At 66.9% G+C, this 19,298-nt stretch carries 16 protein-coding genes; 9 read left to right on the forward strand and 7 right to left on the reverse strand.

Going from position 1 to position 19,298, the window contains the following annotated elements:
* Positions 1–37 precede the first annotated feature (37 nt).
* Positions 38–1,753, forward strand: a complete 1,716-nt coding sequence (locus tag AB0280_RS12170) for an ABC transporter family substrate-binding protein (protein WP_224023733.1) — start codon at positions 38–40, stop codon at positions 1,751–1,753.
* Positions 1,754–1,859: 106 nt separating this feature from the next.
* Positions 1,860–2,927 (forward strand): Gfo/Idh/MocA family protein, encoded by a 1,068-nt coding sequence (locus AB0280_RS12175; protein WP_366367366.1) that lies wholly within the window; start codon positions 1,860–1,862, stop codon positions 2,925–2,927.
* 75 nt (positions 2,928–3,002) lie between these two features.
* On the opposite strand, the gene ald is transcribed toward AB0280_RS12175, so the two are convergent.
* Positions 3,003–4,121 carry an alanine dehydrogenase gene (ald, locus tag AB0280_RS12180; protein WP_275182015.1) on the reverse strand — a complete coding sequence of 373 codons (1,119 nt, stop codon included), beginning with the start codon at positions 4,119–4,121 and terminating at the stop codon, positions 3,003–3,005.
* A 233-nt stretch (positions 4,122–4,354) separates the two neighbouring features.
* On the opposite strand from ald, the gene AB0280_RS12185 reads away from it, so the two are divergent.
* On the forward strand, positions 4,355–5,575 hold the full coding sequence (locus tag AB0280_RS12185; RefSeq protein ID WP_159629666.1) for a PucR family transcriptional regulator: 1,221 nt from the start codon (positions 4,355–4,357) through the stop codon (positions 5,573–5,575).
* Here AB0280_RS12185 and AB0280_RS12190 read toward each other — a convergent pair.
* From AB0280_RS12190 to ptsP, 3 genes are read right to left on the reverse strand one after another with little or no spacing between them, the layout of a single operon-like run.
* The gene (locus tag AB0280_RS12190; RefSeq protein WP_307490955.1) at positions 5,538–6,356 is read right to left on the reverse strand and encodes an alpha/beta fold hydrolase; all 819 of its coding nucleotides are present in this window, start codon (positions 6,354–6,356) and stop codon (positions 5,538–5,540) included. The two genes, AB0280_RS12185 and AB0280_RS12190, sit on opposite strands and share 38 nt — an antisense overlap.
* Positions 6,357–6,367: 11 nt before the next feature.
* Complete coding sequence (locus AB0280_RS12195; RefSeq protein ID WP_224023726.1) at positions 6,368–6,790, reverse strand: helix-turn-helix domain-containing protein; 423 nt, start codon at positions 6,788–6,790, stop codon at positions 6,368–6,370.
* 42 nt (positions 6,791–6,832) lie between these two features.
* Positions 6,833–8,518 (reverse strand): phosphoenolpyruvate--protein phosphotransferase, encoded by a 1,686-nt coding sequence (ptsP, locus tag AB0280_RS12200; RefSeq protein WP_159629671.1) that lies wholly within the window; start codon positions 8,516–8,518, stop codon positions 6,833–6,835.
* 161 nt (positions 8,519–8,679) lie between these two features.
* On the opposite strand from ptsP, the gene AB0280_RS12205 reads away from it, so the two are divergent.
* From AB0280_RS12205 to AB0280_RS12230, 6 genes are all read left to right on the forward strand, one after another.
* A complete protein-coding gene (locus AB0280_RS12205; protein ID WP_307490960.1) occupies positions 8,680–9,408 on the forward strand; it encodes a TetR/AcrR family transcriptional regulator in 729 nt (242 codons plus the stop codon).
* 88 nt (positions 9,409–9,496) lie between these two features.
* Positions 9,497–11,557 carry a PTS mannitol transporter subunit IICBA gene (locus AB0280_RS12210; protein ID WP_307490962.1) on the forward strand — a complete coding sequence of 687 codons (2,061 nt, stop codon included), beginning with the start codon at positions 9,497–9,499 and terminating at the stop codon, positions 11,555–11,557.
* A complete protein-coding gene (locus AB0280_RS12215) occupies positions 11,557–12,720 on the forward strand; it encodes a mannitol-1-phosphate 5-dehydrogenase (RefSeq protein WP_307490964.1) in 1,164 nt (387 codons plus the stop codon). Before AB0280_RS12210 ends, AB0280_RS12215 begins: the two co-directional genes overlap by 1 nt.
* A gap of 177 nt (positions 12,721–12,897) precedes the next feature.
* The gene (locus tag AB0280_RS12220; RefSeq protein ID WP_307491060.1) at positions 12,898–13,389 is read left to right on the forward strand and encodes a GNAT family N-acetyltransferase; all 492 of its coding nucleotides are present in this window, start codon (positions 12,898–12,900) and stop codon (positions 13,387–13,389) included.
* Between the two features lie 40 nt (positions 13,390–13,429).
* On the forward strand, positions 13,430–13,870 hold the full coding sequence (locus tag AB0280_RS12225; RefSeq protein WP_275181983.1) for a MarR family winged helix-turn-helix transcriptional regulator: 441 nt from the start codon (positions 13,430–13,432) through the stop codon (positions 13,868–13,870).
* 46 nt (positions 13,871–13,916) lie between these two features.
* On the forward strand, positions 13,917–15,143 hold the full coding sequence (locus AB0280_RS12230; RefSeq protein WP_307490968.1) for an MFS transporter: 1,227 nt from the start codon (positions 13,917–13,919) through the stop codon (positions 15,141–15,143).
* A gap of 122 nt (positions 15,144–15,265) precedes the next feature.
* On the opposite strand, the gene AB0280_RS12235 is transcribed toward AB0280_RS12230, so the two are convergent.
* The 3 genes from AB0280_RS12235 to rraA form a co-directional block, all read right to left on the reverse strand.
* Positions 15,266–16,708 (reverse strand): sugar porter family MFS transporter, encoded by a 1,443-nt coding sequence (locus AB0280_RS12235; RefSeq protein WP_307490970.1) that lies wholly within the window; start codon positions 16,706–16,708, stop codon positions 15,266–15,268.
* 229 nt (positions 16,709–16,937) lie between these two features.
* Positions 16,938–18,602, reverse strand: a complete 1,665-nt coding sequence (locus AB0280_RS12240; RefSeq protein ID WP_224023719.1) for an MDR family MFS transporter — start codon at positions 18,600–18,602, stop codon at positions 16,938–16,940.
* 121 nt (positions 18,603–18,723) lie between these two features.
* A complete protein-coding gene (rraA, locus tag AB0280_RS12245; RefSeq protein WP_224027236.1) occupies positions 18,724–19,185 on the reverse strand; it encodes a ribonuclease E activity regulator RraA in 462 nt (153 codons plus the stop codon).
* Positions 19,186–19,298: the final 113 nt, after the last annotated feature.

Raw genomic sequence — 19,298 nt, forward strand, 5'->3', positions numbered from 1 at the left:
CCAAAGCACCACCACTCGCACCAATGAAGGGAAAACCATGAGGAAACTGAACAGGATCGGCGGAGCTGCAGCCGTTGCTGCGGCCCTGGCGCTGACGGCCTGCGGCGGTGGCGGTGCCAGCGGCCCCGAAACAGCCAAAGGACAGGAATCCGGAAGCGACCTGTCCAAGCTGATCAGCATCAACGAGAAGCCGGCGTCCGACCTCCAGCAGGGCGGCAAGGTCACCCTTCCGCTGGGCAACATCGGCCCGGACTTCAACGGATTCTCCAACAACGGCAACAGCGCGGACAACTCCGCCCTGCAGATCCCCATGAACCCGATCGCCATGAACAGCGGCGGCATCGGCGGCTGCTGGAAGGTTGACTTCAAGGGCAAGGTCACGCCCAACACGGACTTCTGCGAGTCGGTGGACAGCGTGGTCAAGGACGGCAAGCAGACCATCACCATCAAGGTGAACCCCAAGGCCACCTACAACGACGGCACGCCCATTGACGTCAAGGCCTTCAAGAACACCTGGAACATCCTCAAGAGCCCGGATGCCGGCTACGACATCGTCAGCTCGGGCGCCTATGAGTTCGTTGACTCCGTCGAGGCGGGCAGCAGCGACAAGGAAGTCATCGTCAAGACCAGCCGCCCGGTCTTCCCCGTGGATTCGCTCTTCTTCGGACTCATCCACCCGGCCGTCAACACCCCGGAGATCTTCAACGAGGGCTTCAACGGCAACATGCACCCGGAGTGGATGGCCGGCCCCTTCAAGCTGGACCAGTACGACACCGCCGCCAAGACGGTCACCATGGTTCCGAACGACAAGTGGTGGGGCCAGAAGCCGGTCCTGGCCAACGTGACCTTCCGCCAGCTGGAAACCAGCGCACAGATCGCCGCCTTCAAGAACGGTGAGATCGATGCCATGTCCGCCAACACCATCTCGCTCTACAAGCAGCTGGACGGCACCAAGGATGCGGACATCCGCCGCGGCCAGCGCCTCTTCGCCGGCGGCCTGAACCTGAATGCCCAGCGCATCACCGACGTCAACGTCCGCAAGGCCATCTTCGCTGCCGTGGACCGCGAAGCCCTCCGTAAGGTCCGCTTCAACGGCCTGAACTGGGAGGAGCCCAGCAGCGGTTCCATGATGCTCCTGCCGTTCTCGGAGTACTACCAGGACAACTACCCGGTCAAGGAAACCGGTGCCGATGCCGCCAAGAAGGTCCTCACTGACGCCGGCTACACGGCCAACGCCAACGGCATCATGGAGAAGGACGGCAAGCCCGCTGCCTTCAAGATCAGCAACTTCGGCGACGACCCCACCACCCTGGCCGTGGCACAGACCCTGCAGAAGCAGCTCCAGGCCGGCGGCATGGATGTGGGCATTGACCAGCGCGCCTCCGCCGACTTCGGCAAGGTGCTGGGCAGCCGCGAGTTCGACCTGAGCATCTCCGGCTACACCGTGGGCCCGGATGCCACCGACGCCGTCAAGCAGTACTACGACTCCAAGGTCAACGAGAACAAGCTGGGCGACGCCGAGCTGGACAAGAAGATCGCCGACCTCGCCTCCATCGAGGACAACGCAGCCCGCAACAAGGCAGCCATGGACGTGGAGAAGGAGCACATGGCCAAGTACTACTCCATGGGCGTGGTCTTCAACGGCCCGCAGATCTCCTTCGTCCGCACCGGACTGGCCAACTACGGTCCGTCCCTCTTCCAGAGCACCTCGCAGGTCCCGGACTGGACCACCATCGGCTGGGTCAAGAAGTAACCCCCCGCAGCCCGATCGACAAGCCGGCACCCCTGGTCTTCCAGGGGTGCCGGCTTCTTTTAACCAGGCGTTTTAACCACGCGGGACCGGGGGTAGCGTTGCTTCCATGACCGGAACTGAAGGCGCCCCCCGCACCATCCGCACCGCCGTCGTCGGCTACGGGCTTGCCGGCAGCGTCTTCCACGCGCCGCTGCTGGCAGCCAACACCAGCTACTCGCTGGACGTCGTTGCAACGTCCGACGCCGGGCGGCAGGCAAGTGCCTCGTCCCGGCTTCCCGGGGTGGAGGTGGTGCGCGACGGCGCTGACGTCGTCAGGCGGGCAGCGGACCTTGACCTGGTGGTCCTGGCGACGCCGCCCATGACCCATTTCCCCCTGGCAAAGGCCGCGTTGGAGGCGGGGCTGGACGTGGTGGTGGACAAGCCGTTCGCGGTCACCAGCGCGCAGGGCGAGGAACTCATTGCGTTGGCGGGGCATCTGGGCCGGGTGCTCACCGTGTTCCACAACCGCCGGTGGGACGGGGATTTCCTGACCCTCCAAAAGCTGCTGGCGGCCGAGGCCCTGGGCCGGGTGACCCGGTTCGAGTCGCGGTTCGAGCGGTGGTCCCCGGCCATCGCCAAAGCCTGGAAAGCGCGGGCCACCGCTTCCGACGGCGGAGGCGTTCTGTTCGACCTGGGCAGCCACCTGATCGACCAGGCACTGCAGCTGTTCGGCCCGGCCACCGTCCTCCACGCGGAACTGCAGGCGCGGCGGTCCGATGAGCGGGCTGACGACGACGTCTTCCTGGTCCTGCAACACCAGTCGGGAGTGATCAGCCACCTGGCCATGAACGTGCTGTGCGCCCAGCAGGGGCCGCGCTTCCGGGTGCTGGGTTCGATCGGCGGCTTCACCAAGAACGGCGTGGACCCGCAGGAGCCCTACATCGTGGCGGGTGGCAGCCCGCTGGACGGGGACTACGGCGTGGAGGCGCCTGAGTGGGCCGGGCTCCTGGGCCGCGACGGACACCTGGACCGTCTGCCCACCGAACGCGGGAACTACCCGGAGTTCTACCGCCTGCTGGCAGCCAGGATCCTCGACGGCGGCGCACAGTCGTCCCTGCCCCTCCCGGTCAACCCGGAAGACGCCGTCGAGGTCCTCAAAATCATCGAGAGGGCCAGGGAGCTTGGGGTTAAATGACTCATCGATTGCTCCGTAGTTGTCGTTCCGGGGGTCCAAAACGACAAGTACGGAGCAATCGATGAAGGGAGGGCCTTAGGCGGAGACGAGCTCGTGCCAGTCAGCGACGAGGGGCAGGTTGTGAGCCTCGGACACGGAGTGGTGTGCCACGTGGCCCGCGGCGATGTTGAGGCCCGCAGCCAGGGCGGGGTCGCGGTCGAAGGCGGCCTTGACGCCCAGGTTTGCCAGTGACACCGCGTAGCGCAGGGTGACGTTCGTCAGCGCGTACGTGGAGGTGTTGGGTACGGCGCCAGGCATGTTGGCCACGCAGTAGAAGATGGTGTTGTGCACCTTGTACGTGGGTTCCTGGTGCGTGGTGGGGTGGGTGTCCTCGAAGCAGCCGCCCTGGTCCACGGCGATGTCCACCAGGACGGAGCCGGGCTTCATCCGGGCCACGAGGTCGTTCGTGACCAGCTTGGGGGCCTTGGCGCCGGGGATGAGGACGGAACCGATCACCAGGTCAGCGTCCACCACAGACTTTTCGATCTCGTACGTGTTGGAGGCAACGGTCTTCAACCGGCCCTGGTACTGGGCGTCCAGTTCGCGCAGGCGGTTGATGTTGATGTCCAGGATGGTGACGTCGGCGCCCAGGCCCAGGGCCATGGCTGCGGCGTTGGTGCCGGCAACACCGGCGCCCAGGACAACCACCTTGGCGGGACGGACGCCGGGCACGCCGCCCATCAGGACGCCCTTGCCGCCGGCGGGGGCCATCAGGGAGGTGGCGCCGACCTGGACGGAGAGGCGGCCGGCAACTTCGGACATCGGTGCCAGCAGGGGGAGGGACCGGCCTTCCTGGACGGTTTCGTAGGCGATGGCGGTGACGCCGGAGTTGATGAGCTCCGTGGTGAGCTCCGGCTCGGCAGCCAGGTGCAGGTAGGTGAAGAGGATCAGGCCCTTGCGGAAGCGGTGGTACTCGGCCTTGATGGGTTCCTTGACCTTCATCACCATGTCGGCGCGGGCCCAGACGTCATCGGCCTCGTTGACGATCTCGGCGCCGGCGATCGAGTATTCCTCGTCGGTGATGCCCGAGCCCAGGCCGGCCCCGCGTTCCACCAGCACGGTGTGCCCGTGGGTGAGGAACTCGTGGACGCCTGCCGCGGTGATGGCCACGCGGAATTCGTTGTTCTTGATTTCTTTGGGGACGCCGATGATCATCGTCTGCTCCAGTTTTTGGGGCCGGTAGGCCGAAAAGGCGGAAGGATTTTCGTGTTTCAACGATAAATCCCGCTGTGAGCCAGGCGACATGAACTGCATCGGACGCTGCACACCCAACCGCGCCATTCCGCGGATTTTGAATCCTTTGCCTCGACACGTGTCGAGTCCTGAAGCGTCAGGTGTCGCCTCGTGTCCGTTCGTCCGAGGGGCCACCTGGGCAGTACTGTTGGCCCATGCAGCAGCAGGGTGTGGAACAGCTCGTCGAACAGGTGGCGCAGAAGCTGGGCCGTGGCCTTTCCCTTGAGGACCTGGACGGACTGCTGCTCGCCTACAGCTCCAACCAGTCCCATGCCGACCGCGTGCGGGTGAACTTCCTGTTGAGCAAGAAGGTTCCGGCGGACGTGAGCGCGTGGCAGCTCTCCCATGGAATTGCCACTGCCGTGCGGCCCGTGGTGGTTCCGGCCAACCCGGACCTGGGCATGCTGGGCCGGGTGTGCGTCCCGCTGATGGTGCGCGGCTTCCGGGTGGGTTACCTCTGGGTGCAGCAGGACTCGGCGGAGGAAAGCCCGACGGCGATCCTCACCCAACTGCCCGGCGTCAACCACGAGCTGGAGCTGCTGTCCGGGCTCCTGCTCGACTCGAACACGGCCGAATCCGAATTCCGGCGGGGCCGTGAGCGGGAATTCCTGGCCGCCTGTGCCGGAGAACCCAATGCCGTGGCAGCCGTGGCCGGGTGGAAGGAAGTCCAGGGCAGGGGTCCATGGCAGATGGTCACGGTGCTGGACGCGGACGGCTGGGCCAGCGGCCCGGACCCCATCGCCTCCACCCTGATCCACCGGTCCACCGCACTCCAGGCCACGGTGGGGGTGGACGCCGCCCTCTTCAGTGCCGGCACGGAGACGCATTCGGTGGTGCTTTTCCGCGAATCGACCGGCCGGGCCAACCATGCCCAGGTCCTGGTGCACTACCAGCTGGAGCTGGCCAAGCGCTCCGGCCGCCCGGTGCACCGGATCATCCTGGGGATCAGTGAAGGCTTCGCCAAGACCCGCCAGCTCTCCGAGGCATACCGGCAGTCACGGATGGCAGCCCAGGCCGCCGCGGTGGATCCCCAGCTGGGCGAGCTGGTGGACTGCAGGGCCACCGGCGTGTACCAGCTGCTCGCGTCCGCCGGGGGAGGGGTGGGGGCGTGGGCTGATTCCGGGTCGGTGTACTTCCGGATGCTTGAGGACCACGACCGCAACGGCGAGCTGATTCCGGTCCTGGAGCTGCTCTATGACAATGACGGCTCAGTCCAGGATGTGGCCACCAAGCTCCACCTGCACCGCAGCAGCATCTACAACAGGCTGGGGCGGATCCGGCAGCTGCTGGGGGTGGACCCGCTGAAGGGGATGCCCCGGCTGGAACTGCACGCCGCCCTCAAGATGCGGCGGTGGGCGGCGCGGCCCAGGATTTGATGGCCTCCGCCACCTGCCGCGGACGCAGGTGCTGGGCCACATGTCCGGCGCGTTGGATCTCCACGAAACTTCCCTCCGGCACCACCTGCGAGAGCCGGAGCGACCAGTCGGCGCCGGCCACCTGGTCGTGGTTGCCGCGCAGCACCAGGACGGGCACATTGATGCCGGCCAGCCGCCGCTCCGTGGGGTAGGCCATCATGACGGGGAGCTCGGTGAAGTACCAGCGCGGTCCGCAGCGGAAGTAGTCCGAGAAGACGAGCCAGTTGGAGGACGCGTTTTCGCGGAGGAGGGCGTCCAGGAAAAGCGCCAGCCCTTGCCGCTGCACGCTCCGGTACCGGGCGTCCACCACCGGCCCCATGAGCACCAGCCGGTGGGCCTGCCCCGGGGCGTAGAGGGCGGCTTCGATGGCGAACTGCACGCCCATGGAATGTCCCACCAGGATGTAGGAGCCAATGCCGCTTGCCTTCAGGGCCTGGGCGATGAAGGCGCCGTAGTCTGCAATGGACAGCTGCCGCTCCGGCCTGGGCGTCCCGGCGAAGCCCGGCAGGTCCAGCGAATACGTGGGGGCACCGGCGGAGAGTTCGCCGTGGAGGCGGCGAAGGTAGCGGTGGGAGACGCCGATGCCGTGGATGAGGACATAGGCGGGCGCCGCGGGGGCTCCGGCAGCGTCCGGTCCGGGAGGCGGCGTCCCGTCAGCCCAGAAGATGCGGCCCTGTAAGCCGTTTGCTTCCACGTCGGCAGAGTGAAGCGAAACGTCTTTCCGTCGCCGCGGCCACGCCATGCGGGGCCGCACTACCCGGCCGTGCCGGCGTGATCGCCGGCGTCCTTTTCGTGCTTGCGCTTTTGCTCCGCAAGCTTCTGCTTCCCGAGCCACGTCATGATGTCGGCCGTCCGGATCCGGCGGTGCGATCCGCGGTACTCCACCGGGATCTCGCCGCGGTCCGTCATGTTGCGCAGGTAGGTGTGCGAGATCCCGGCCAGTTCGGCCGCCTGGGAGGTGGTCAGCATCTCCTCCACGCTGCTCACGGTCACCGTTTCGCCGCGGCCCAGCCTGGCGAGGAGATCCACGACGGCGTCCCTCGCCTGTCCGGGCAGCCGGTGGACCGTTCCGTCCACGAACACGGTGATGTCATTGCTGTCTTCGAGGGCGCGCGTCAGGCTGCGGGCCTCGCCGGCGGGCAGGCCGGCCGTGACGCGGGGGGCTATCAGTGCCATGGACGTAGCCTATCCCGGGTGTGGCCGGCATGCCCGCGGGCGTCAGAGCCCCAGTTCCTCCAGGACCGGCAGCTTTTCCCGCACCCAGGCGCGGGCTTCGGTGGCGCTCGGCGCGGACAGGGCCAGCTTGGCCAGTTCCTGGGCTTCGGACAGGGTCACGGTCTTCAGGACCGCGGCCACCGCGGCAAGGGACCGGGCGGTCATGGACAGGGTGCTGACGCCAAGGCCGGTAAGGACGACGGCGAGGGCAGGATCGGCGGCAGCCTCACCACAGACGCCCACGGGTTTGTCGTGCCCCTCCGCGCGGGACCCCTCGACGGTCAGTCCCACGAGGCGCAGGACCGCGGGCTGCCAGGGGGTGTTCAGGTTGGCCAGCGGGCCGAGCTGGCGGTCGGCAGCCATGGCGTACTGCGTGAGGTCGTTGGTGCCCAGGCTGGCGAAGCTGACTTCGCGGAGAATGGCCTCGGCGGTCAGGGCCGCGGAGGGGACCTCCACCATGACGCCGGGGGTCTTGATGCCGGCGTCTGCGCACATCGAGGCGAACCGCGAGGCTTCCTCCGCGGTGGAGATCATGGGGGCCATGACCCAGACGTCGGCCTGGGACTGCTGCTGGGCCAGGGCGATGGCTTCGAGCTGCCGGTCCAGGACGCCGGGGGTGGTGAAGTCCGTGCGGTAGCCGCGGACGCCGAGGGCAGGGTTGGGCTCCGTGGAATCGGTCAGGAAGGGCAGGGGCTTGTCCGCACCAGCATCCAGCGTGCGGAGCACCACCTTCTTGCCGGGGAAGGCATCGAAAACGCTCTTGTAGGCAGCCGCCTGCTCCTCAACGGAAGGTTCGGTGTCCCGCTCCAGGAAGCAGAACTCGGTGCGGAAAAGGCCTACGCCCTGGGCTCCGAGCTTGGCGGCAGCTTCGGCGTCCTTGCCGCCACCCACGTTGGCGAGCAGCGGCACCTGGTGGCCATCCGCCGTCGTACCCGTGCCGGTGAACTCAGCCAGCAGCGACGCCGTGGCTGCCCAGGCTTCCGCCGTGGCACGGAGGGTCTCGTCAGGTTCGGCGGTGATGCTGCCGGCTGCGCCGTCCACGTAGACCTCGGTGCCGTCCGGGAGCTCGTCGACGCCCACGGCGGCAACCACGGCGGGCAGGCCGAGGGAGCGGGCGATGATCGCCGTGTGGGACTGGGGGCCACCGCCGGCGGTGACCAGCGCCAGGACCTTGTTCGGGTCAAGGGTTGCCGTGTCCGCGGGGGCAAGGTCCTCTGCCACCAGCACGAACGGGGTGTTGGAGGCGGGGATGCCGGGTGCGGGGACGCCCCGCAGCGCGGCGACAATCCGGGCACGGACATCCAGGACGTCGGTGGCCCGCTCGGCCATGTAGCCGCCCAGGTTGTGCAGCATCTCGGACACGGAGGAGCCGGATTCCCAGATGGCGCGTTCGGCAGAAACGCCCCGGGCCACCAGCTTGGCCGCCCCCTTGATCAGCATGGTGTCCTTGGCCATCAGTGCAGTGGCCTCCAGGACAGCCTTGCCGTCACCGATGGCGTGCGCGGCGCGCTCCTTCAGTTCGTCGTGCACCGCCTGGGAAGCTGCCTTCAGCGCTGCGGTGGCTTCCTCGGCAGTGGTGTCCGGAGCCAGCTGTTCACCGGCGGGAGGCTCACTGATGGGTTTGGGCATCTGCCGGATGGTGCCGATGACGCGGCCTGGGCTGACGCCTACTCCTGGGAAGTTCTGCACTGAAGGTCCTCATTCTCTGCCGGTAGACAGGCCCGCCAAGTTCTCCGGCGCCGTGCCGGGTCCGCCGGAGGACTGCTACGTCCAGGGGCGGGAAACGTGCCTGAAAAAATTGTATGTGATTCAGTTCATATAGCAACGCTATAGGTGCTAGGGTAGCGGTTATGAGTTTGGATGGCCAGCTTCCCCCCAAAATGCGGCTGCTCCGTGCTGCCGCGGAACTGCTGGCAAAATCCGCGGGAGCTCCGGTCTCCACCCGCCAGATCACCCAACTGGCAGGGGTTTCGGCTCCCACCCTGTACCACCACTTCGGTGACAAGGAAGGTCTGTTCGACGCCGTCGTCGCCGCAGGGTTTGAGGAATATGTCGCGGGCGAAAGGGATTTCGCCCCCTCCGGACAGCCCCTTGAGGACATCCGGAGAATGTGGGACAACCACGTCCAGTTCGGCCTGAACCAGCCCGAGCTGTACCTGGTCATGTTCGGCAACATCCGTCCGGAAAGCCGTCCTGCCATCGTGGCGGATGCCGAGGCGCTGATGGAAGAGATGCTGAACAAGGCAGCGGCGGCGGGCCAGCTGAACGTCCAGCCCCGGGAAGCGGCCAGGTCCATCCTGGCGGCCAACGTGGGCGTGACGCTGATGCTGATTGCGGAGCCCGCCACCGAACGCAACCTCGAACTGTCCACCATGACCCGGGACGCCATGATTTTCGCGGTGTCCGCCGAGCCCGCCAGCGGCCCGGCCCCGGGCGGCACCGGGAAGTCCTCGGTGGTGGTGGCAGCGATCGCCCTGAACGCCGCACTTCAGGCTTCGCACTCTGACCAGCTTTCCAGCTCGGAACTCAAGCTTTTCCTCGAATGGCTCCACCGGATCTCCACCAGCCCGGCCGGATAGCCCCACAACCCCGCATTACCCAGCAGTACGTCGTCGTAATCATCGGACCAATCCTGCGGAGCAGCAGGAATGACGGTTAGGAAATCACATGGCAACAGAGACAGTTGCAAAACCCCGCACCAGCGCGCGCGTGCACGTCCAAAAGTTCGGGACATTCCTGTCCGGCATGATCATGCCCAACATTGGCGCATTCATCGCCTGGGGCATCATCACCGCCCTCTTCATCGAGAAGGGGTGGCTGCCCGTTCCGCAGCTCGGTGGTTTCGGTGAGACCGGCGGGAAGCCCAACATTGGCCTGGTCGGCCCCATGATCACCTACCTCCTGCCGCTGCTGATCGGCTACACCGGCGGCAAGATGGTCTACGACGTCCGCGGCGGCGTGGTGGGGGCCATCGGCACCATGGGCGTGATTGTGGGCGCCGGCATCCCGATGTTCATCGGCGCCATGATCATGGGCCCCCTGGGCGGCTGGACCATGAAGAAGATCGACTCCATCTGGGACGGCAAGATCCGCCCGGGCTTCGAGATGCTGGTCAACAACTTCTCCGCCGGCATCTGGGGTGCCCTGCTGGCACTGCTGGGCTTCTACGGCATCTCGCCGCTGGTCACCGCCTTCAGCACGGCCGCCGGCAACTTTGTCCAGTTCCTGGTGCAGAACGGCCTCCTGCCGCTGACCAGCATCTTCATCGAACCCGCCAAGGTCCTGTTCCTGAACAACGCCATCAACCACGGCGTGCTCACCCCACTGGGCGTCCAGCAGTCCCTGGAGCAGGGCAAGTCCATCCTGTTCCTGCTGGAGGCCAACCCCGGTCCCGGCCTGGGCCTCCTGCTCGCGTACGCGTTCTTTGGCCGCGGCGCCGCCAAGGCCTCCGCCCCCGGCGCTGCGATCATCCAGTTCCTGGGCGGCATCCACGAGATCTACTTCCCGTACGTCCTGATGCGCCCGCTGCTGATCCTGGGCACCATCGCCGGCGGCATGACCGGCATCGCCACCCTGGCCATCACCAACTCCGGCCTCGTGGCCCCGGCCGCGCCTGGCTCCATCTTCGCCGTCCTGGCGCAGACCTCCCGCGACAGCTACTTCGGCGTGATCCTCTCCGTGGTGCTCGCGGCTGCCGTTTCCTTCCTGGTGTCCTCGGTCATCCTTAAGACCACCAAGCACAGTGACGAGGCGGACCTTGGCGATGCCACCTCCCGCATGGAGGCCATGAAGGGCAAGAAGAGCTCGGTTGCCTCCACCCTGACCGGTGCCGGGGCGGGAACTGCCGCTGGTGCGGCCGCCGGCCACGGCGGAGTGGGCGTGCTCGCCGGCCCGGTGCGGAACATCGTGTTTGCGTGCGACGCCGGCATGGGCTCCAGCGCCATGGGCGCCTCGGTGCTGCGGAACAAGATCAAGGCGGCGGGCTTCCCTGACGTCAAGGTCACCAACGCCTCCATCGCCAACCTCAGCGACACCTACGACGTTGTGGTCACCCACCAGGACCTGACCGAACGCGCCAAGCCGGTCACCTCCAGTGCCGTCCACTACTCGGTGGACAACTTCATGAACAGCCCCCGATACGACGAGATCGTCGAGCTGGTCCGGGACAGCAACACCGAGGGCGGAACGGCCGACGCCGGCACCTCCCACGGTGCCCACGCCGCCGATGCCCCGGTGGACGCAGCCCCCGCTGCCGCGGGAGCGACGGCAGGCGGCGCAGAAGCCGCCACCGGAACCTCCGAGATCCTGGCCCGCGAGAGCGTGGTGCTGACCGGTAAGGCCACCACCCGCGACGCCGCCATCGACGAGGCCGGACGGCTCCTGCTGGCCCGGGGCGCCGTGGATGAGGGCTACATCGCCGCCATGCACGAGCGCGAGGAATCCGTGTCCACCTACATGGGCAGCTTCCTGGCCATCCCGCACGGCACCAACGCCGCCAAGGACCACATCCGCAAGTCCGCGGTGTCCGTCATCCGCTACCCGGAGGGCATCGACTGGAACGGCAAGGAAGTGAAGTTCGTGGTGGGCGTGGCAGGTATCAACAACGAACACCTGCACATCCTGTCCTCCATCGCCAAGGTGTTCACCAACAAGGAGCAGGTGGCCCGGCTGGAGGCTGCCACGTCCGAGGACGAAGTCCTGGAGCTCTTCGGAAAGGTCAACGCATAGTGAAGGCAGTACATTTCGGTGCCGGCAACATCGGCCGCGGCTTCGTGGGCCTGCTCCTGCATGACGCAGGCTACGAGGTGGTGTTCGCGGACGTCGCGGAGGAACTCATCACCCGGCTCTCGCAGGCGGACAGCTATGCGGTGCACGAGGTGGGGGAGAACCCCGCCGTACGCACCGTGGACAACTTCCGGGCGCTGAACTCCAACGCCCAGGAAGCAGAGCTGGTCCAGGAAATCTCGACGGCGGACATCGTCACCACGGCGGTGGGCCCGCACATCCTGAAGTTCGTGGCGCCCGTGATCGCCAAGGGCATCGTCGCCAGGGAACCGGGGCTCGCGCCCCTCCAGGTGATGGCCTGCGAGAACGCCATCAATGCCACGGACATCCTGGCCAAGGAGGTTGCCTCGCAGCCCGGGGTCACCGCCGCAGTTCTCGACGGCAAGGCGGTCTTCGCCAACACCGCCGTGGACCGGATCGTGCCCAACCAGGAGGCCGGGCAGGGCCTGGACGTGACGGTGGAAACCTTCTACGAGTGGGTCATCGACCGCACCGCCTTCGGCAATTCAGTTCCGGTGATTCCGGGAGCCACCTTCGTGGATGACCTCTCGCCCTACATCGAGCGGAAGCTGTTCACCGTGAACACCGGGCATGCCTCTGCCGCCTACCTCGGCTTCGAAGCGGGCGTGGAGAAGATCTCGGACGCCATGGCGGACCAGGATGTGGCCGAGGACGTACGGGCGGTGCTGGAGGAAACCAAGCAGCTCCTGGTGGCCAAGCACGGGTTCAGCAACGACGAGCAGGAGGCCTACGTCCAGAAGATCCTGGTCCGGTTCTCCAACCCGTACCTTCCGGACACTGTGAACCGGGTGGGCCGCGCCCCGCTGCGGAAGCTGAGCCGGCACGAACGTTTCATCGGCCCGGCGGCGGAACTGGCGGAACGCGGCGTCGTGCCGGAGGCCCTGCTGGGTGCCATCGCGGCCGCCCTGCGCTTCACTGATCCCGCGGATGCCGAGGCTACCGAGCTGGCAGCCATCCTGGCCTCCGCGGGCCCGGCCGATGCCACGGCGAAAATCACCGGGCTCGAGAAGGACCATCCGTTGTTCAACGCCGTTGCCACCCTGGTGGAGGAGCGGCAGGCGGAGCTGGCCAGCACCCCGGCCTGACCCATCCCGGGACGCGCCATCACTTCCTGCACCCCCTGACGCAACGCTCCATCAGATCCTGCCGGATTTCCGGCAACGCGGCATCATCACGACGCCGGCACCCATGCGGGTGCCGGCGTCGTGGTCTTCCTGTGCAAGGCTGGGCAGGTGATCCCTGCCCAAGATGCCGTTCCTGCCCTGTTCACTGCCGACGTCGACGGCGGCACGTTCCGCCTCCGCCACGCCACCCGTGCCGACCTGCCCGCCATGGTGCGGCTGCTGGCCGATGATGCCCTGGCTGCCGGGCGGGAAACCGCGCAGGACATGGAACCTTACGAGCACGCCTTCGACGCGATAGCGGCTGACCGGAACCATCTGCTGGTGGTGGGCGAACTGGTGCCTCACGGCGAGGCCGCAGGCGCGGCAGTTGCCACCTTCCAGCTGAGTTTCCTGCCAGGCATCTCGCGGAAGGGTGCCTGGCGCTCGCAGCTCGAGGGCGTCCGGGTGGACGCGTCCCTCCGCGGCCAGGGGCTCGGGAAGCTGATGGTGGGCTGGGCGGCCGGGGAGTCCCGCAGGCGCGGCTGCAGCCTGATGCAGCTGACCACCCATCAAAGCCGCACGGCAGCCCAGCGGTTCTACCAGCAGCTGGGCTTCGAGGCCAGCCACGTCGGCATGAAGCTGGCCCTCTAATCTTGACCGTTAGGTACCCTAAATGTTAGGGTACCTAACGATGGATACCAACGATCCCCAGCTCCAGGAACTCGCCAGCGGGTTCCGCGAAGCCCTCCGCCACAGTGTCTACCTGGTCCGGCGCCTCGACGCGGACGGTGAACTCAGCGCCGCCCAGCTCAGCACGCTCAAGATGCTGCTCGGCGAAGGCCAGCGCGTCGGTGAAATTGCCCGGAACCTCGGGGTCCGCGTGCCCAGCGCCACCGAGCAGATCATCAAGCTCGAACGCGCGGGCCTGGCCCGGCGCGAGCCCGACCCGGCAGACTCCCGCGCCGTCCGGGTGATCCTCACCCCCGAAGGCCGTGCCGCCGTCGACGCCGCAAACACGCGGCGCAACCAGGTGATGGCCGACATCCTCAGCACCCTCACCGACCAGGACCGTAAAGCCCTGTCGGAGGCCCTGCCGGTCATCGACAAGATCAATGCATCCCTCCAGAACTGAACCAGCCACCCACACTGAATTAGCCACGAACTTAGGAGTACCCTCCATGGACGGCCAGCTCGCAGAAACCCTGCCGGCACCAGAATCAACCCTGCAGGCCGAAAAGGCCTCATTCCTGAAGCAGCCCAAGGCGGTGTGGGCCACCGCCCTCGCCGCAGTGTTCGCCTTCATGGGCATCGGGCTGGTGGATCCCATCCTCCCGGCCATCGCCACCAACCTGGACGCCAGCCCCAGCGAGGTATCGCTGCTCTTCACCAGCTACTTCCTGGTCACGGCGCTGGCCATGCTGATCACGGGTTTTGTGTCCTCGCGGATCGGCGGCAAGAAGACCCTGCTGATCGGCCTGGCCGTCATTGTCGTCTTCTCCTCGCTGTCCGGCATGTCCGCCAGCGTCGGTGAGCTGGTGGGCTTCCGCGCCGGCTGGGGACTGGGCAACGCCCTCTTCGTGGCCACCGCCCTCGCCGTGATCGTAGGCGTGGCCAGCGGCGGCGCCGGGACCGCCATCATCCTCTACGAAGCCGCCCTGGGCCTGGGCATCTCCCTCGGCCCGCTGCTCGGCGCCCTCCTGGGCGGCTGGCAGTGGCGCGCACCCTTCTTCGGCACCGCCGTCCTCATGGCTGCCGCCTTCATCGCCCTGATCGCCCTGCTGCCCAAGACCCCGCTGCCTGAGCGCAAGGTGCGCCTCCGCGACCCGCTGCTGGCGCTGGGACACAAGGGACTGCGGACGACGGCGGCGAGCGGCCTGTTCTACAACTACGGCTTCTTCACCATCCTGGCTTTCACCCCGTTCATCCTGGGCATGGACGCGTACGGCATTGGCGGAGTCTTCTTCGGGTGGGGCGTGGCCGTGGCGGTGTTCTCGGTCTTCGTGGCCCCGCCGCTGCAGGCCCGCTTCGGCGCGGTGAAGGTCCTGACGGGCACGCTGTTCCTGCTCATGCTGGACCTGGCCGGGCTGGGGCTGGCTGCCGGGCACTCGGTTCCCGCCGTCGTCGTGCTGGTGATCGGTGCCGGTGCACTGCTGGGCGTCAACAACACCATCTACACCGAACTGGCCATGGGTGTCTCGGATTCGCCCCGGCCGGTGGCATCCTCCGGTTACAACTTCGTCCGCTGGATGGGCGGCGCGCTGGCCCCGTTCGCAGCGGCCCAGCTCGGCGAGCACTTCGGCCCGCAGGTCCCGTTCTTCGCCGGCGCCGTGGCCATGGCGGTTGCCATCCTGGTCGCGGTCGGCGGCCGGTCCTACCTGTCCTCGCACGAACCGCACGTCGTGTAACCGCCGCACACTTCAGGCAGTAAACAGCAAACCCTCCATCACGCCAGGTGATGGAGGGTTTGCTTTTTTCCGGCGGAAGCTGATGGGGCGTGGCCGGAAAAGTTGCCGAATGTGATGGGGCGTTACTTGGCCTTCGCCGAACCCTTCGGTACGAACAGCGTCTCCGCCTGCTCCAGGGACATGCCGTTGGTCTCCGGCACCTTGAACATGACGAAGAAGAAGGATGCGGCGGCGAACAGGGCGTACATGGCATAGGTCAGCGGCAGGGACGCGGACGCCATGACCGGGAAGCTGAGGGTGATGATGAAGTTGGCCACCCACTGCGCGGCCGCGGCCAGGCCCAGGGCCCGGGCGCGGATCCGGGACGGGAAGATCTCGCCCAGGAGCACCCACACCAGGGGTCCCCAGGAGGCGCCGAAGCTGACCACGAACACGTTGGCCGCAACCAGGGCCACCGGCCCCCACGCACCCGGGAGGGTGATGTTCTCGCCGGAGCCGGTGGCAGAGGAGAACGCCAGGGCCATGGCGCCCAGGGACACGGCCATTCCCACGGAGCCGGCCAGCAGGATGGGCCGGCGGCCCACGCGGTCAACCAAGGCAATGGCCACCAGGGTGACCAGGATGTTGGTGATGGACGTTGCCACCGAGATGGCCAGGGAGTCCTTCTCCTGGAAGCCCACAGCCTTCCACAAGGTGGTGGAGTAGTAGAAGATCACGTTGATCCCCACGAACTGCTGCAGCACGGACAGGACGATGCCCACCCAGACCACTGCCTGCAGGCCCAGGGTCTTGCCGCGCAGCGAGCCCTTCTGGCCGGCCACCTTGTCTTCCTCGATGGCGTCCTGGATCTCGCGGATGTGCCGGTCGGTATCCTCGGCGGGGGCGATCGAGGCGAAGACCTTCCGGGCTTCCTCCTCCTTGCCCTTGAACACGAGGAACCGCGGGGACTCGGGCAGGGTGAAGGCAATCCAGCCGTAGACCACGGCCGGGACGGCGGCAGCGAGGAACATCCACCGCCATGCCTCAATGCCCAGCCAGAAGCGCTGGTCCGCGCCGCCGGCAGTGGTGGCCAGGAGCGCGTCGGACAGCAGGGCGGCGAAGATACCGGTGGTGATGGCCAGCTGCTGCAGCGAGGCCAGGCGGCCGCGCACCTGCCGCGGCGAAATCTCGGAAATGTAGGCCGGGGCGATGACCGATGCCAGGCCGATGCCCAGCCCGCCCACCAGGCGCCAGAACACCAGGTCCCAGACGCCGAAGGCGAACCCGGTGCCCAGGGCGCTGACCAGGAACAGCAGCGCGCCGAGTTTCATGGCGGGTATGCGGCCGTGCCGGTCCGCCACCTTGCCGGCCAGGAAGGCGCCGGCCGCGCAGCCCAGGAGGGCAATGGCCACGGCGAAGCCTGTCACGGCCTCGGAGAGCGCGAATTCGCCCTTCAGGGCATCCACGGCCCCGTTGACCACGGACGAGTCAAAGCCGAAGAGGAATCCGCCCACCGCCCCCGCGAGCGCCAGCCAGATCACCCGCCGCGGAATCCCGGTGGTGGTCTGCTCCTGTGCAGTGGGCATGGTTCTCCCTGGGTTGGGGGGTTTATGGATGCGGTGCGGACGTCGTCGGCTGCGGTACCGGCCAAAGGGGCCGGCGCACACGCGCTAAACAGTGTGGCACGTCACCGCCTTAGGTTCCACTTGGCGCCCCTGTCCCCTTGAGCGACTGTCCCCTTAAACGCCGGACGACGACGGCGGCCCGTGCCGCCGTCGTCGTCCGTTCAGTGCGCTCCCCGGGCCGGGGCACCTGCTAGTGCGCCGGAATCTCCATGCTGTCCCTGTCCTGCGGGGATGCTTTTTGGTCGGTTAGCTTCTTCCGGGGGAGGGCGAAGCTGATGAGGAACGCCAGGCCGGTCAGGGCTGCCGCCGTCAGCATCACCGTGTCAATGGACGTGGCGAACCCTTCGGTGATGGGCCTGGTCAGGGTGCTGTTGGCGGTGTGCAGCCAGCTGGTGTCGTTCAGGGAATCGTTGGATGCACCGTTCTTGAAGAAGTCGTACAGCTTGGCGTTGGCCGGGTCCGACGCGACGGCGGGGTCCTTGAGTACGGCCAGGTAGGCGGGATCCGTGGCGGCGGCCTTCATGCTGTCGGCGATCCGGCTGGCAGCCAGGCTGAACAGCATGGAGATGAAGACGGCGGTTCCCACGGCACCGCCCATGGAGCGGAAGAACGCTGCCGAGGAGGTGCCCACGCCCATGTCCCGCGGCGGAACCGAGGTCTGCATGGCCAGCGTGAGCGGCTGCATGCAGAAGCCCAGTCCCACTCCGAAGAACACCGCAATCAGGCCCGGCACCCACAGGTCCGTGTCCACGCCCAGCGAGAAGCCCATCACCAGGGCCGCCGCGGTCAGGATTCCGGTACCCATGATGGGAAAGATGCGGAACGTTCCGGAGGCGGAGATGGTGCGGCCGGCCGTGATGGATCCGAACAGGATGCCCACCGTGAAGGTGATCATCATCAGGCCGGCTTCGGTGGGGGTGAGGCCCTTTACGAGCTGGAGGTACATCGGGAGCATTGCGATGGCGCCGAACATGCCGATGCCGATGATGAAGTTCAGCAGCGAGGACAGGCCGAACGTGACGTTGTGGAACAGCCGCAGCGGGATGAGTGCGTAGTCGCCGGCGCGTTTTTCCGCCAGCAGGAACCAGGCAATGCCCACCACGCCCAGGCCGTAGCAGAGGAAGGAGTTCAGCGAGGTCCAGCCCCAGGTGCGGCCCTGTTCGGCCACCAGGAGGAGGGGAACGATGGCGACGGTGATCGCTGCCGCGCCCCAGTAATCGATCTTCTGCTTGAGGTGCTTGGCGGGAAGGTGCAGGAACAGGAACACCACCGTCAGGGCCGCCAACCCGATGGGAATGTTGATGAAGAACACCCAGCGCCAGCCGTCAAAGCCCAGGATGTTGGCGGAACCGGCGAACGCGCCGCCCACCACCGGACCCAGGACCGAGGAGATTCCGAACACGGACATGAAGTAGCCCTGGAACTTGGCGCGGTCCTTGAGCGAGACGATGTCGCCGATGATGGTCAGCGCCAGGGCCAGCAGGCCGCCGGCGCCCAGGCCCTGGATGCCGCGGGCAATGGCCAGTTCAGTCATCGAGTGCACGGACCCCGCGTAAAGCGAGCCCACCAGGAAGACGGCGATGGCGGTCAGGTACAGCGGGCGGCGCCCGAAGATGTCGCTCAGCTTGCCGTAGAGCGGGGTGCTGACCGTGGACGTGATCAGGTAGGCGGTGGTGGCCCACGCCTGCAGGGAGAGCCCGTCCAGGTCGTTGGCGATGGTGTAGATGGACGTGGAGACGATGGTCTGGTCAAGGGATGCCAGGAACATGCCCAGCATCAGGCCCACCATTACGGTGACGATCTGGCGTCGCGTCAGGGTTTCTCCGGCGCCTGGCGCGGCAGTGGCTTTGGACATGGGTGCTCCAAGGGAAGAAAAAAGGATATAAGCAGTGATAGTTGCTTCCAGTAACTATCTTACCGGCTCTTTCTATTCCCCGCCGTGCGTATTTTGTTGCTGAAGCTTTTGCCCAACCGCCCTACGGTTCCACGAGGATGCCGTCGGGATCGCACCAAACGGTGGCTCCGGGGCGGAACGTCACGCCGTCGATCACCACGTCCACGTCGACCTCGCCGGCTCCGGCCTTCTGGCTCTTCCTGGGGTTGCTTCCGAGGGCCTTGACGCCGAGGTCCAGTTCAGCGATTGCCAGCCGGTCGCGGATGGCGCCATTGATGACGACGCCGGCCCAGCCGTTGGCCACGGCGCTTTCGGCGATCATGTCCCCCATCAGGGCGGTGCCCAGCGAGCCGCCGCCGTCCACCACCAGGACCGCACCGTTCCCTGGCGAGCCGAGCGTGGACTTCACCAGGGCGTTGTCCTGGAAGCAGCGGATGGTCCGGACCGGACCGCTGAAATGGGACCGGCCGCCCAGGGACTGGAACTGCAGGGACACCGATGCCAGTGCGTCGCCGCGCTCATCATAGAGATCGGCAGTGTTCATGGCCGGAGCGGATCCGTCTCCTGCTGGTGTGGTCACGTGGCTCTCCTCGCGTAATGGTGGATTGTGCACATTTCGGCGCCCGGCAGAGGGCGGCGCGTTACCGCCCACGATAG

The organism is Pseudarthrobacter sp. 902506025 (assembly GCF_040702325.1).
Classification (GTDB): domain Bacteria; phylum Actinomycetota; class Actinomycetes; order Actinomycetales; family Micrococcaceae; genus Arthrobacter.